14 protein-coding genes are annotated in these 13,172 nt (G+C 37.3%); 5 read left to right on the top strand and 9 right to left on the bottom strand.

Going from position 1 to position 13,172, the window contains the following annotated elements:
* Position 1: 1 nt before the first annotated feature.
* From A6B41_RS03395 to A6B41_RS03370, 6 genes are all read right to left on the bottom strand, one after another.
* Positions 2-940 carry a glycosyltransferase family 52 gene (locus A6B41_RS03395; protein ID WP_027075238.1) on the bottom strand — a complete coding sequence of 313 codons (939 nt, stop codon included), beginning with the start codon at positions 938-940 and terminating at the stop codon, positions 2-4.
* On the bottom strand, positions 937-2,142 hold the full coding sequence (locus A6B41_RS03390) for a flippase (protein WP_027075237.1): 1,206 nt from the start codon (positions 2,140-2,142) through the stop codon (positions 937-939). The genes A6B41_RS03395 and A6B41_RS03390 overlap by 4 nt, the downstream gene beginning before the upstream one ends.
* Positions 2,143-2,175: 33 nt before the next feature.
* On the bottom strand, positions 2,176-3,336 hold the full coding sequence (neuC, locus tag A6B41_RS03385) for a UDP-N-acetylglucosamine 2-epimerase (protein WP_027075236.1): 1,161 nt from the start codon (positions 3,334-3,336) through the stop codon (positions 2,176-2,178).
* On the bottom strand, positions 3,337-4,596 hold the full coding sequence (locus A6B41_RS03380; protein WP_027075235.1) for a cytidylyltransferase domain-containing protein: 1,260 nt from the start codon (positions 4,594-4,596) through the stop codon (positions 3,337-3,339).
* A gap of 67 nt (positions 4,597-4,663) precedes the next feature.
* Complete coding sequence (neuB, locus tag A6B41_RS03375) at positions 4,664-5,701, bottom strand: N-acetylneuraminate synthase (RefSeq protein WP_027075234.1); 1,038 nt, start codon at positions 5,699-5,701, stop codon at positions 4,664-4,666.
* Positions 5,701-6,342 (bottom strand): acetyltransferase, encoded by a 642-nt coding sequence (locus A6B41_RS03370; RefSeq protein WP_027075233.1) that lies wholly within the window; start codon positions 6,340-6,342, stop codon positions 5,701-5,703. Before A6B41_RS03370 ends, neuB begins: the two co-directional genes overlap by 1 nt.
* Positions 6,343-6,467: 125 nt before the next feature.
* Here A6B41_RS03370 and A6B41_RS03365 point away from each other — a divergent pair, with 125 nt between their 5' ends.
* The gene (locus A6B41_RS03365) at positions 6,468-7,211 is read left to right on the top strand and encodes a YdcF family protein (RefSeq protein WP_027075232.1); all 744 of its coding nucleotides are present in this window, start codon (positions 6,468-6,470) and stop codon (positions 7,209-7,211) included.
* Positions 7,212-7,458: 247 nt separating this feature from the next.
* Complete coding sequence (locus A6B41_RS03360; RefSeq protein ID WP_027075231.1) at positions 7,459-8,385, top strand: LysR family transcriptional regulator; 927 nt, start codon at positions 7,459-7,461, stop codon at positions 8,383-8,385.
* Between the two features lie 111 nt (positions 8,386-8,496).
* On the opposite strand, the gene ftsX is transcribed toward A6B41_RS03360, so the two are convergent.
* The 3 genes from ftsX to ftsY are packed head-to-tail and all read right to left on the bottom strand — an operon-like array spanning position 8,497 to position 11,572.
* On the bottom strand, positions 8,497-9,432 hold the full coding sequence (gene ftsX, locus A6B41_RS03355) for a permease-like cell division protein FtsX (RefSeq protein ID WP_027075230.1): 936 nt from the start codon (positions 9,430-9,432) through the stop codon (positions 8,497-8,499).
* Positions 9,433-9,441: 9 nt separating this feature from the next.
* Complete coding sequence (gene ftsE, locus A6B41_RS03350; RefSeq protein ID WP_027075229.1) at positions 9,442-10,095, bottom strand: cell division ATP-binding protein FtsE; 654 nt, start codon at positions 10,093-10,095, stop codon at positions 9,442-9,444.
* Positions 10,088-11,572: a signal recognition particle-docking protein FtsY gene (ftsY, locus tag A6B41_RS03345; protein WP_027075228.1), complete on the bottom strand. Its 1,485-nt coding sequence runs from the start codon at positions 11,570-11,572 to the stop codon at positions 10,088-10,090. Before ftsY ends, ftsE begins: the two co-directional genes overlap by 8 nt.
* A 78-nt stretch (positions 11,573-11,650) precedes the next feature.
* Between ftsY and rsmD the strand changes: the two genes are divergently transcribed.
* The 3 genes from rsmD to hpaC all read left to right on the top strand — a co-directional run bounded on the left by rsmD (position 11,651) and on the right by hpaC (position 13,161).
* Positions 11,651-12,241, top strand: coding sequence for a 16S rRNA (guanine(966)-N(2))-methyltransferase RsmD (gene rsmD / locus A6B41_RS03340; RefSeq protein ID WP_027075227.1), 591 nt, complete (start codon positions 11,651-11,653; stop codon positions 12,239-12,241).
* An 83-nt stretch (positions 12,242-12,324) separates the two neighbouring features.
* Positions 12,325-12,636 carry an HI1450 family dsDNA-mimic protein gene (locus A6B41_RS03335; RefSeq protein WP_027075226.1) on the top strand — a complete coding sequence of 104 codons (312 nt, stop codon included), beginning with the start codon at positions 12,325-12,327 and terminating at the stop codon, positions 12,634-12,636.
* Positions 12,637-12,648: 12 nt separating this feature from the next.
* A complete protein-coding gene (hpaC, locus tag A6B41_RS03330; RefSeq protein ID WP_027075225.1) occupies positions 12,649-13,161 on the top strand; it encodes a 4-hydroxyphenylacetate 3-monooxygenase, reductase component in 513 nt (170 codons plus the stop codon).
* Positions 13,162-13,172: the final 11 nt, after the last annotated feature.

Below are 13,172 nucleotides of genomic sequence, written 5' to 3'. Positions count from 1 at the left end.
TTTATTCTCTAATATCAATAATCTGAATGCCCAACTTTTCTAACAAATCATAACTGGCAAGGTAGGCAGGATTATCTGTTTCCACTCTTAATGCAACCACTTCAATATTCGGACTTTTGTTTAAAATATTAATCACAGCACTACTGAAATAGGTATAAACGCGACATTTTTTCTGACTAAATTCTTGGAAAATATAATCTTCCAAAACTAAATTTGTATTGATGTACTCTACATTCGATAATCTATATGTTTCTCTTGGGTGAGGCAGATAAAGATCAATATCAAAAGTATTAATCACTTTTTCAGCCAAAGTAATATTTTTTTCATCTTCACGCTCAAAAATCGGCTGCCCTAATAAGACATTTACTATTTTATCATTTTCCGGCGACACATCCTTTATATCATGCGCTTCAATTAAATCCACATAAACAGTATTGCTGATAATATTCGGAAAATCACGATAAATAGTATAGTGTGCTACAGATAACGCTTTGAGTTTATCTAAACTATATTTATTACCTAAAAAAGTATTAATCAATTTACGGTTTAAGCCTACATTATCTTCTTTATAAAAAAGACTCTGTGGCACAATATTTGCAGTGCCGTCATCAAAGGTATTAAGTTGATTAAATCGAATGGCACTTAATATAAACTGAATTTCCAGCTCGTTAATATTTGCAACAAAAACTTTATCAAATTTTTTACCGATAAAGGTCCATTTTAAATAAACAATTTCTTTTAATAATTGCAAGCGTTCACTATGTTGTTGCATCGCAAAAAATTGACTACATTTTTTCTCCAACCTTGATTGGTAGAAATCAAATTTTGTATTTTTAACAGTGGAAAGCATTACCCCAAAAAATTCATCATTAGGGTGCATTTCAATAATTTTTTCCGCAATTAGTACCTGCAAAGGTGTGCAGCAAATAATTAAATTCATACTGTTTTTCCTACTTTTGCCGTCATCACATACAGAATTGGGATAATACTCACTGCACCAATAATGCTGGCAAAAGGAATATAGGCTATTTGAGTAAAAGTCAGCGCAAATAAGCTTACTAAGTAAAAGACTGTCGATAAAATCGAACATAACGAAATCAGCTTATTTTTGCCATAAAAGAAAAGATAGTTTACTAAAATAAGATAAGGTACAACAAGCATGGTTGCGACTAAAAACAGCATTATATAATATTTCGTACCGATAAATTGTGAACCTAGAATCCAAACCACAAGCTCTTCGGGAATCAACCACATCACCAAAGCCGGAATCGGTACGATAAATAAGGCATAAAATGCCCATTTATGAATATGGCTGACATTAATTCTTTTCTGTTTTAAAGCTTCATAAAAATAAGGTAGCGTAGCTTTATTTAAAGCTTGGACCACAATCGCTAATATCATAGCAATTTGTGCTCCCATTGCATATAAACCTAAATCGGCTTCGCTAAATTTATGGTAGATAAAAATACGATCTAACTGCCCTTTTAAGAACATACTGGAATGGTGCAAAATCAGCGGTAAACCAAATCCAAGTACATAAAACAATGCTGTTTTATAGCGAGCAAAGCTAAATTTCTTATTTTTTGCCTTGTTTGCATACAATAAATAAGCGATGGTAAAAACCAACACATTACTGAAAAGAATCGCTAAAATGCGTTTTTCCACCAGATCAGTTTTGAAATATTCCATCATCGCAACAGTAATAACAGCAGAAGAAACAGCTGACATTAATTGAACCGTCGTATAAGCCATCGCCTGTTTTTGGCACTGTCGAACACTTAACTGTACATTTAAAAACGACTGAAACATCGCACCGATTGCTACATAAGCGATCATTTCCGCCTTAAAATACCAGCACCCCAGTAAAATCAAACAGCTCATAAAAAGCGTATATAAATAGCCTGTCGTCAGTACCAAATTTAGCGAGCGTTTACCATAGAAATAAAAATAACGGGCAACCGCCCCTTCTTGGCTTAAGCCGATAAAAATGACAAATAAGGCGGAGAAGGTCTGGTAATAAGAAAGTTCACCATAACCCTCTACTCCTAATTTTCGGGAAAAATAAGGTAAGAGTAAGAAAGGAATTGACTTAGAAGCCAATTCCCCAATTAAGTAAATAACGCTGTCTTTAACTGCTTTCATAATTGCAAATTTTTAGTGTTTTTTGACCGCTTGTTAAAAGCGTATATCATAAAATCCTTTCGGCTGAGTATTACTGCTATCGGCAAGGAATGCTTTAATGGCAGAATAAGCTTTTTCCATTGCATTTGGTTGAAAATAAGGATTCGTCATTTTCGGCAAACGCTTTTGGAACTCGTCTGAAATCAACTTGTTCATACCTTGAATAATAGATGCTTTATCACTTGCCACATCAATTACTGACTCACCACGCACACGCCCTTGCTGACGATTCCCGATATTAATCGTTCCAACTCCACAACTTGGAGCTTCAATCAAACCGGATGAACTATTACCAATTAAACCGTTTGAATATTTAATTAAAGCCAAATATTCCTCCGGCTTTACTGAAGTAAAAAACTTAAACTGATTCTCTTCAGTATAAGTGTAAAAACGTTGATAAATCTGCTCTGAGTTAGTATCGGAATTCGAACCGATAAACACAAACGAATAATTATCTTTAAAACTATTAAACGCCTGTAATAAGGCTTCAATTTGATCTAACACTGACACATCAGTTAGGGTTTCAGGGTGAAACACTACCATAAAATATGGCGTAGTTGGAATACCTAAGCGTTCAACTAACTCATTTTTTGTTGGTAACACCAAGCTTAAGCTATTTTCAGCTCCAAGTGATCCCGTATTCACTACATTTTTCGGCAATTCACCAAGCTGAATCACACGTTGGCGATACTCTTCTGTTGAGGTTAAATGGAGTTTAGACATTTTGGTGATGCAATGGCGAATAAATTCGTCATAATTACCCAAAGTCTGCTCACCACCATGTAAATGCACCAAAGGAATATTATGCATTGCAGCAGCAGTTGCAACTGCTAACATTTCATAACGATCGCCTAATACTATAACAGCATCATATTTATGGCGTTGAAAATGCTCACCAAAACGACTTAAACACTCTGCCATTGAGTGAATAATAGTCTGGTTATTTTCACTATTTAAAGTTAGCGGAATACGTTCTCCAATCTCAAAACCGTCTTGTTCAATCACATTCACGGTTTTGCCATATTCAGGCGCAAGGTGCATGGCAGTTACAACCAGTGAAAATTTTAACGCCGGATCTTGCTCCAATTTTTTTAGTAAACGTTTGACGATTCCGTACTCTGCACGAGAGCCGGTAATATAAGCGATATGTTTCATTTAATTTAGCTCTTTCTTTAAAATAGCGGTTAATTTTTCATAACCTTTTGCATTTAAATGCAACCCATCGTTGCTGTATGCTAAGTCCAATTTACCGTATTTATCGCTAAAGGCTTGATCTAACGCTACCCATTTTACGGCTAAATTATCTTTTAAATATTGGTTTAACAAGCGAATATCGTTGTTATTGCGATCTACCCTAAACGCTGTTGGCGTAATTTCTAAGAAATAGAGATTAATATCAGAGCGAATAGCTTTAAGCTGCGAAATTAAATGGTTAATATCGGCTAACACTTTCTCATCACTCCAGCCATGACGAACAATGTCATTTGTTCCCAACATAAGTACAACATCTTTTGGTAATGCAGAAATCAAACCTTTATCTAAAATTAGCTCACTATACTGACTGGTTGAAATGCCCGCAATGCCTAAATTGTTTACCGCCTTGCCGTTGAGTTGCTTAACATCCCAATATTCCAAAATAGAATGCCCGATCAAAGCAATTTCTTTTACTTCTTTGAAATTCTCTTTTTTCATTAAAATTGAGCGTTTAATTGTCTCTAATAGGAGCTTTTCTTTGTTACGCTGCTGCAAAATAAAATAGAAATACTCAAAATCTTGGCGATCATCAATATCAATTGAGACATCCTTACCCATAAAATAGGCCAAACATTTAGCACCATAGAAATGCTTCTGAGCTAAATAAGCGGTCGGTTTTGCCGAAAAAATTGCACCGTTTGGCGAATATTCCGGACGGTATAACTGACGAGCGTAGTTGGAATAATCCAACTGGAAATGTTTTAAGCTTTCATCTTCTTCAATTACACGAGTTAATGTAGTAGGTTTATGGGCATCCGATACTGACACTAAAAAATCAAATTGTTCAAAATTCTTCTCAAATTTCTCGCAAGATTCTTTAATATGTTGTGCCGTTCTTAATGGAGAGGTAGGCTGTAGCAGGACAAAATAGTCAAAATCTAGCGATTTATATTGATTCAAAACATCTTCAATCACTACAAAAGAACTTGCTTTATCACTCGCCAAATGCTCCGCACGCTTAATAAACTCAATCGGATAATGTGAAAGTAAATCGATATACTCTTGAGAATCGGTGCTAACAATGATTTTTTCAAACTGACCGGACTCAATTGCTGCCTCAATCGAATATGCCATTAACGGCTTCCCGTCAGCTAACAATACGTTTTTATTCGGTAAGCCTTTTGAGCCGGCACGGGCTGTGATAATTGCAATTTTTTTCATAAATTTGACCGCTTGCTATCTATATAAATATAAAATGATGGGGCTTTTACCCCATCACTATATGCTATTACATCTGATTTTGAAAACGAGAATCTTGGATTAATTGATCTTCTTCAAAATCTTGTTGAGCTTCTTTTCCGAGCACATCATACCAGAACATTGGACTAATGCCATTACCCGGTCGTTTAGTAGTAATATTATCTGTAGTAAAAATCTCACCTTTTTTAATCGGTAGAGATGCAATAATTGATTTGCGTGCCACAATTTTATTTTTTGCTTCGGAATGAGTGACTAACTTCTCTGAAGAACCTAGTGATTTTTCTACCGCACGAATCCCTTCACATAGTAATTTTAACTCATCAGGCGTTACAGAAGCTTTATGATCCGGGCCCTCAAAGTTTTTATCTAAAGTAAAGTGTTTTTCAATAAAAGTAATGCCATAAGGCACTGCAGCCAAACCTGCAAAATAACCTGCTGAATGGTCGGAAAAACCTAAACTATATTCCCCAAATTCTTGCTTAAGCTGGTGGAAGGCATTTAAGTTAACATCTTCATAAGGAGTTGGATATTCGGTATTGCAATGCAAAATAGTGATATCTTTTTTAGCAACACCATTATCTTCAAGCACTTTAAGTGAGGCTTTTGTCTCCTCAATGGTTGCCATGCCGGTGGAGATCACAATGGTTTTCCCCTCAATCGGCAAGCGAGCGATTTTTTCCAAATAAGGTAAATTGGTTAATTCACCGGAGGGAATCTTCCACACTTTTTGGTGCTGGCTCGCCAAAAAATCAATTGACTCGAAATCAAATGGAGTGGAAAACACCTCTAATCCTAAATCACGGGCATAGGCTTCTAATTTACTAAATTCTTCATAAGGTAGCTCTAATTTACGCGTCATCTCTAATTGGGAATCTGCTGTGCCTGTAGTCACTTTCTGATATTCAGCCTTAGGGGCATATTTTGAAATCAGTTTATCTGCCTTGAAAGTCTGGAATTTAACGGCATCTACACCACACTCTTTTGCAACATCTACCATTTTCTTAGCTAATGCCGGATCACCATTATGATTACAGCCGATTTCTGCCACAATAAATACTTTTTGCATTATTTAATATCCTTAATATATTTTGCCGGAACCCCAGCCACCACCGTACGAGGCTCTACATTTCTAATCACGACCGCACCGGAACCTACCAATGCACTTTCGCCGACTCTTAATTGACCGTTTACAACAGAAGAACTGCCTACAAATGCGTAATCTTCGACAATCACATCGCCATTTAGTGTCGTATTGGTTGAAATATTGCAGTGATTGCCGATAAAACAACCATGTTCAACTAATGATTTAGTATTAATAATCACATTATTACCCACTGTAACACCACTGTTTATAATTGCCATTTTGCCGACAAAAACACCAATGCCCAAGGTAGAATGGCGAGAAATTAAAGCGGTTTTATCAACTACATTAATCACTTTACAACCAAGTTGCTGTAATTTTAAGAATTTTTCCAAACGATGAGCATTATCGCCAATACTAATAAAATAGCTGTAATGCTCGCGGTTACTAAACTCTTGAATAGTTGATGAAAGCACCGGATAGCCTAAATGATAACTTCCTTCCGGCTTGAAGTTATCAATAAATCCACAAAATTCATAACGCTCAAAATCGAGTGAGTCCAATACTGATTTAGCAAAACCACCAGCTCCAATTAAAATTAATTTTTCTCGTCTAGAATGCCCCATATCGCCTTACTCCCAAATGAGTTTTAATTCAAATGGAGTATTGTAATACTTTTTATTGTGGAAAAATAGACAATTCATCTGTAATTTAGGAGAATAGTAATTCATTTAATTACATGGATATTTTTATGTTTGAATTAACCAAATTGCTTACGGCAATTATCTTACCGCCGTTTAACATTCTAATCTTATGGCTTCTGGCACTTATTCTTTTTGCTTGTAACTATAAATATTCAGCCTATTTTTTTGCCATCTTAGGCATGCTCATTTTATATATATTCAGTATTCCCTATACCTCTCAAAAATTGGGAGATTCATTAGTCGAGCAGGAAGCAAAGACTATCGACAAATATAAAACTGCTCAAGCAATTGTGGTATTAGGTGGGGGGTTAAGAGACAGTCGAGAGCTATTTGGTCAATTAGCCACTACAGGGATTCCGCTCGAAAGAATGCGTTATGCCGCTTATCTACATAAAGAAACCGGTCTACCTATTTTGGTTACCGGTAGTAGCCCAAACGGCACCTCTGAAGCCAAAGTGATGGCGGATGAATTCAAAATGTTTTTCAATATTGAAACAAAATGGCAGGAAAACAATGCCAAAACAACTAAAGAAAACTCTATTTTTAGTCGAGAAATATTAGCAAAAGAGAACATCAATAAGATTATTTTAGTCACTAATCAGTGGCATATGAAACGTGCTGAAATGTTGTTTACACAACAAGGTTTTGAGGTGCTGCCGGCAAGTGTAGGCTCAGGTGATACGCCTGATCACTACAGCCTAAACTTCATGCACTTTATTCCGCAAGCAGGTGCAATGAACAGTAATATGCTCGCCTTAAAAGAATGGATTGGTTATTGGAAAGAAAAGTAAATTTTCATCTACTGCAAGCGGTTATATTTTACTTATTTCTTGCAAATTTTATTTCTATATTCAATTCCTAAAAATAGCCTCTGTAAAGAGGCTATTGCATTTATCAAGAGGAGAAATACTTTTCTCAGAAGTAATTTTCTCCCTACTTTTCGTAGTATACGAGCGGAAACCGAGAGCTTAAAGTGTCTGCCTTTGAATATTCTGTTATAATCCTATTCATCTGTTTTCTGTTTTAGATGAATAAATTATGAAGCCTATCTTTCTTGAAATTCGCCATCTACGAACCTTAATTGCATTAAAAGAAAGCGGCAGTGTCTCTTTAGCTGCCAAACGTGTACACTTAACACAATCCGCCCTTTCTCATCAAATTAAATTACTGGAAGATCAATACGATCTCACCTTATTTGAACGCAAAAGCTCCCCCATTCGTTTCACCGCAGCCGGCGAACGTTTAATTAAACTTGCCTATGATATTCTGCCGCAAATTATTGAAGCAGAGCTTGATTTAGCTAGGGTAAAACAAGGTGAGGTTGGCGAAGTTCGAGTTGCTGTCGAATGCCATACCTGTTTTGACTGGTTAATGCCGGCAATGGATACCTTCCGCCAACATTGGCCATTAGTAGAATTAGATATTGTCTCCGGTTTCCACACCGATACAGTAGGGCTACTACTCAGCCACCGTGCCGATATTGCGATTGTTGCAGAGGAAGAAGATAACGCCGGCATTTTGTATAAACCGTTATTTTCCTATGAAATGGTAGCGATTTGTTCAAAAGATCATCCATTATCGACAAAAGAAATATGGGAAGCAGAAGATTTCAAAGACGAAACCTTAATTACCTATCCGGTACCCGATGATATGCTGGATTTATTAAGAAAAGTATTAACGCCGGCGGGAATTAAAGTGACACGTCGTAACAGTGAATTAACGATTGCGATTATTCAGCTTGTTGCCAGCCGTCGTGGTGTAGCGGCGCTTCCTTATTGGGCGGTTAAACCATATTTAGACAGAGGTTATGTAGTCGCAAGAAAAATCACTAAAGAGGGCTTATACAGCACACTTTACGGCGCCATTCGTGAAGCCGACTCATCTCTTGCCTACTTAGATGATTTCCATAACACGGTAAAATCTCAAAGCTTCGCCACTTTACCTGGGCTAATGGTATTGGAATAGCAATTAGGCCAACAAGATTGAACAGAAACAACAAGCGGTCTTTTTTCATCACTTTTTTGCAATTTGCGAAAAAACAAGAAAAAAAGACCGCTTGTATTTTAAAACACTTAATTAACTTCGGCTTCCGATACGGAAAATATTACGCATTGTGGCTAATTTTGCTGATAACCAACCAATGAACACGCACATTACCACTAAGAAAAAGGCTTCACTAAAATTCAAACCATGCAATTCAAATTTAACAGTGAACATATCTGTAACATATTTCACAACACCGGTGAAATAGCTAATCATTACCGAGCTAAACAATACAGCAAGTAAGCTGCCGAAGAAGCCATAAATCATGCCCGTATAAAGAAATGGGCGGGCAATAAAGTGATCTGTTGCCCCTAGAATTTGTTGTACCTCAATTGCTGCCTTGCTATTTGCAACATCGCTTCTCACGCTGTTACCAATCACTAAAAACACCGCTAATAACATCAATAATGTGCACACAATCGCAATACGGGCAATTAACCAAGTTAAAGCTGTTAGTTTTTCTAGCCAACCATTATCTAAACGAACCTCTTGTACCCCTTTGATTTTCTGTAAACCATTACGCAATTCCACCATTGCATCCGCATTATTGAAATTCGCTTTTGGTTTAAGAGTAACAACGGCCGGTAGTGGATTATCATCTAAAATATCTAACGCTTCGCCAAAGCCGGACCAAGCACGGAACTCTTCCAAACTTTGCTGACGAGAAATGTAGTTAAAGGATTCAATTTTATCTGCTTCATAAGCACGAATACGATCAACAACTGCATTTACATCGTGTTCTGCGAGGTTTTTATGCAAATAGACTGTTAATTGTGGCTCCGGATAGAATTGCGTTGCCGCTTCGTGAGTATTTTTCCAAAGTAAATAACTCACCGTTGGAATAGTTAAAGAAACCGCAATCACCAGTACCGTTAAAAAGGTACCGAGTTTACGCTTCATTAAATCTTGCCAAACTGCACGTAACGAATAGCTGGTTTGAGCCCCTAATTTTGCAAATGAACGAATCATAATCTTCCCTTAAAACTTAAGATGCCCTTGCTCTAGCTCTAAACACGGCTTTGGACGCTTTGAAATAATATTGGTATCGTGTGTCGCAATAAGAACGGTCGTACCAGCTTGATTAAACTCTTCAAATAAACGGAAGATTTCAAACGAGAGTTTTTCATCTAAATTTCCCGTTGGTTCATCTGCCAGCAGAAGTGTTGGGCGGTGAACAATTGCGCGCGCAATATCAACACGTTGTTGCTCACCGCCAGAGAGATGTAGTGGAAGATAATTCGCTTTATCGCCTAATCCGACACGCTCAAGAGCAATACGGGCCTCACGCTCTACAATGACTTGATTCATACCTAAAATAATTAACGGCAGAGCAACATTATCTAAAATCGTTCTGTCAGTTAATAAACGGTAATCTTGGTGAACCATACCGATTTGGCGGCGTAAAAACGGCAATTCGTGATGAGCAAGTCGGGTAATATCATGCCCGTTAAATAAAATTTGCCCGCCGTTGGCACGTTCAATGCCCATAATTAATTTCAACAACGTACTTTTACCCGCACCGGAATGACCGGTAATATACGCCATTCCACCAGCAGGAAGATGGAAATCAATCCCCTGCAATGCAGGTTTACCACCTTTATAAACTTTGTTCACATTTGTGAATTTAATCATTATTTTCGTCCTCGTGGCTAAATAAGGCTTCGATAAATTCCTCCGCATTAAACGGACGTAAATCCTCAATTTTCTCACCCACCCCGATGAAACGGATAGGAATATTGAATTGGTCAGCAATTGCAAAAATCACACCGCCTTTTGCTGTACCGTCTAATTTGGTTAAAGTAATGCCCGTTAAGCCAACCGCCTCATTAAATAATTTCGCTTGGCTAATCGCATTTTGCCCTGTGCCGGCATCAAGGGTGAGCATAATTTCATGTGGTGCGGTTTCATCATATTTTTTCATCACCCGCACAATTTTTTTCAGCTCATCCATTAAATTATTTTTATTTTGCAGACGACCTGCGGTATCTGCAATTAAAATATCGATCCCTTTTGCAGCAGCCGACTGCATCGCATCAAAAATGACTGAAGCAGAATCAGACCCCGTTGATTGAGCCACCACAGGAATATTATTACGCTCACCCCAAACTTGTAGCTGTTCAACTGCTGCGGCTCGGAAAGTATCACCTGCAGCCAACATCACCGATTTTCCTTCGTTTTGGAATTTGCGGGCTAATTTACCGATTGTTGTCGTTTTACCAACACCATTTACGCCTACCATTAAAATCACATACGGCTTTTTCGGCTCAATCACTAAAGGTTGAGCAACCGGTTTTAACACCTCTCCCAACTCAATTTTAAGTTGTTGATAAAGTAAGTCTGCATCTTTTAATTGTTGCTTAGTAGCGTGTTGGGTTAAATTATGAATAATTTTTTGAGTGGTCGGCATACCGAGATCCGCCACAAGTAGCTGTTCTTCTAATTCTTCAAACAGCTCATCATCAATTTTTTTGCCGCTAAAAAAATTGCGGAAACCGGAACCGATATTCTGTTTAGTTTTAATTAAACCTTGAATTAAGCGGCTAAAAAATCCGCCTTTGCTTGGTTTTTCTTGGTATTCATCTTGAATGGTTTCGCCTTCATTGTTTGCAACAATCTCTTCCGCTGATTCTTGCTCAACAAGCTCCGCTTCAACAGCTTCTTCTACTTGTTCAGTTAATTGCTGTTGCTCGTGAAAAACAAGCTCTTCATTTGCAAAATTTTGCAAATTCTCGACCGCTTGCTCACCTTCTTCAATCTTTTCTTCTACTTCAGTAAAAAACGCTTTAGCCTCTTCTACTTTATCTTCAATAAAATCTTCAACTTGTTCTGCTTTTTGCTCAAGCTTATCTTCTATTTGCTCAACAAATTGTTCGATTTTCTCTTCTTTTTCTTCAATAAAATCGTCAAATTTCTCTTCTAGATGCTCAAATTTTTCTTCTACTTTTTCGATAAGCAATGGCTCAAATTCCTGCTCTTGAATCTGAGTTTGCTCATCTTGTATCGGCTGTAATTGAGGCTCGTCTCCCTGCTCAACTTTTTGCTCTTCCTGTTGCGGATCTTTTTTACCAAGACCAAACCAAGACCAGAAACCTTTTTTCTTCTCTGACATATTTTTCTCTCATTTCTCGTGAAAATAGACTAAACTTGACTAGTTTATCAAATAATCCTTTATTTTCCTTTAGTTAGTATGAAAAAAAATCGAAATTCTCCGCAATCTGCTCATCAAATGGGCGAGGTTAGAATTATTGCCGGTCTTTGGAGAGGTAGAAAACTCCCTGTACTCAATGCAGAAGGGCTAAGACCCACCACAGATCGTGTTAAAGAAACTTTATTCAACTGGTTAATGCACGATATCGCCCATGCTCGCTGTTTAGATTGCTTCGCCGGCAGTGGTTCACTGGGAATCGAGGCCTTATCCCGCCAAGCTCAAGCGGTCGTTTTTTTAGAAAAATTTGCAACTGCGGCAAACCAACTCAAAAAAAACTTACAAGTTTTAAAATCTGAGAACGGTTCTGTGATGAATGTCGATACTTTGCAATATCTGGCACAAAAAAACAGCGGTGCCCCCTTTGATATCGTTTTTATCGATCCACCTTTTCATCAAGACTTAGTGCCTCAAGTGTTAAAATTACTGATTGAAAATCAGTGGTTGGCAGAAAATGCGATACTTTATATAGAAACGGAAAAAAATCATCCGCCATTAACTTTGCCTGAAAATTGGCAGATAATAAAAGAAAAAACAGCAGGTATGGTGACAAGCCGATTAATAAAACGGTAATATCTTTGTTTTTTATAACTAAAAATCATACAATAAAATATATCTATCTAATATTTTCTTAACAATCCGATTAGAATTAGCCTATGACAAAATTAACACCTGATGAAGCAATTGATATTGCTTACGATATTTTCTTAGAAATGGCAGGAGAACATTTAGATCCTGCCGACATTTTACTGTTTAATCTACAATTTGAAGAACGTGGCGCAGTTGAAATGGTCGAAACTTCTGAAGATTGGGATCAAGAAATCGGTACATTAATCGATCCTGCTGCCTTTGCCGAAGTTTGGGTCGGACTGGTAAACGAGAAAGATGAAATGGACGATGTGTTCGCCCGCTTCTTAATTTCGCACGATGAAGAAAATCGTGAATATCATGTTGTTTGGAAAGAATAATAAGGGAGAAATATGTCAAACATCGATACATCTCAACCAATTGAGGCTTCACTTCAATTTCGTGAAGCAATGGCACACTTATCTTCAGCAGTTAGTATTGTTACGACAAACGGTATTGCAGGAAAAGCAGGGCTTACTGTTTCTTCAGTCTGTTCAGTAACAGATGCCCCACCGACTGCTTTATTCTGTATTAATAAAAACAGCCATGTTCACGATATTATTAAACAAAACGGTAAAGTGTGTATTAATGTGTTAAACCACGAGCAAGAAGATCTTGCCAAACACTTTGCAGCAATCCTTGAAAGCACAATGGAAGAACGTTTTAATTGGGATATTTGGGATATAGGTGTAGATGAGCAACCGGTATTACGTGGCGCTATTTCTGCTTTACAAGGTAATATTGTTGATACCTACGCTGTCGGCACTCATACCATTTTTGTAGTGGAGTTAAGCCATATTGATGTTGAGCCGAATCACAGCCTTGTTTATTTTGCTCGTCAATTTAAAAGTATAAGTGTTAAATAACATACAAAAAT

It is taken from the genome of Mannheimia granulomatis, from assembly GCF_013377255.1.
GTDB lineage: Bacteria > Pseudomonadota > Gammaproteobacteria > Enterobacterales > Pasteurellaceae > Mannheimia > Mannheimia granulomatis.
This window is presented reverse-complemented; position numbering and strand designations above follow the sequence as displayed.

Coding starts and splice junctions, on each gene's coding strand:
- A6B41_RS03395 (WP_027075238.1), bottom strand. CDS start 940: ATGAATTTAATTATTTGCTGCACACCTTTGCAGGTACTAATTGCGGAA.
- A6B41_RS03390 (WP_027075237.1), bottom strand. CDS start 2,142: ATGAAAGCAGTTAAAGACAGCGTTATTTACTTAATTGGGGAATTGGCT.
- neuC (WP_027075236.1), bottom strand. CDS start 3,336: ATGAAACATATCGCTTATATTACCGGCTCTCGTGCAGAGTACGGAATC.
- A6B41_RS03380 (WP_027075235.1), bottom strand. CDS start 4,596: ATGAAAAAAATTGCAATTATCACAGCCCGTGCCGGCTCAAAAGGCTTA.
- neuB (WP_027075234.1), bottom strand. CDS start 5,701: ATGCAAAAAGTATTTATTGTGGCAGAAATCGGCTGTAATCATAATGGT.
- A6B41_RS03370 (WP_027075233.1), bottom strand. CDS start 6,342: ATGGGGCATTCTAGACGAGAAAAATTAATTTTAATTGGAGCTGGTGGT.
- A6B41_RS03365 (WP_027075232.1), top strand. CDS start 6,468: ATGTTTGAATTAACCAAATTGCTTACGGCAATTATCTTACCGCCGTTT.
- A6B41_RS03360 (WP_027075231.1), top strand. CDS start 7,459: ATGAAGCCTATCTTTCTTGAAATTCGCCATCTACGAACCTTAATTGCA.
- ftsX (WP_027075230.1), bottom strand. CDS start 9,432: ATGATTCGTTCATTTGCAAAATTAGGGGCTCAAACCAGCTATTCGTTA.
- ftsE (WP_027075229.1), bottom strand. CDS start 10,095: ATGATTAAATTCACAAATGTGAACAAAGTTTATAAAGGTGGTAAACCT.
- ftsY (WP_027075228.1), bottom strand. CDS start 11,572: ATGTCAGAGAAGAAAAAAGGTTTCTGGTCTTGGTTTGGTCTTGGTAAA.
- rsmD (WP_027075227.1), top strand. CDS start 11,651: ATGAAAAAAAATCGAAATTCTCCGCAATCTGCTCATCAAATGGGCGAG.
- A6B41_RS03335 (WP_027075226.1), top strand. CDS start 12,325: ATGACAAAATTAACACCTGATGAAGCAATTGATATTGCTTACGATATT.
- hpaC (WP_027075225.1), top strand. CDS start 12,649: ATGTCAAACATCGATACATCTCAACCAATTGAGGCTTCACTTCAATTT.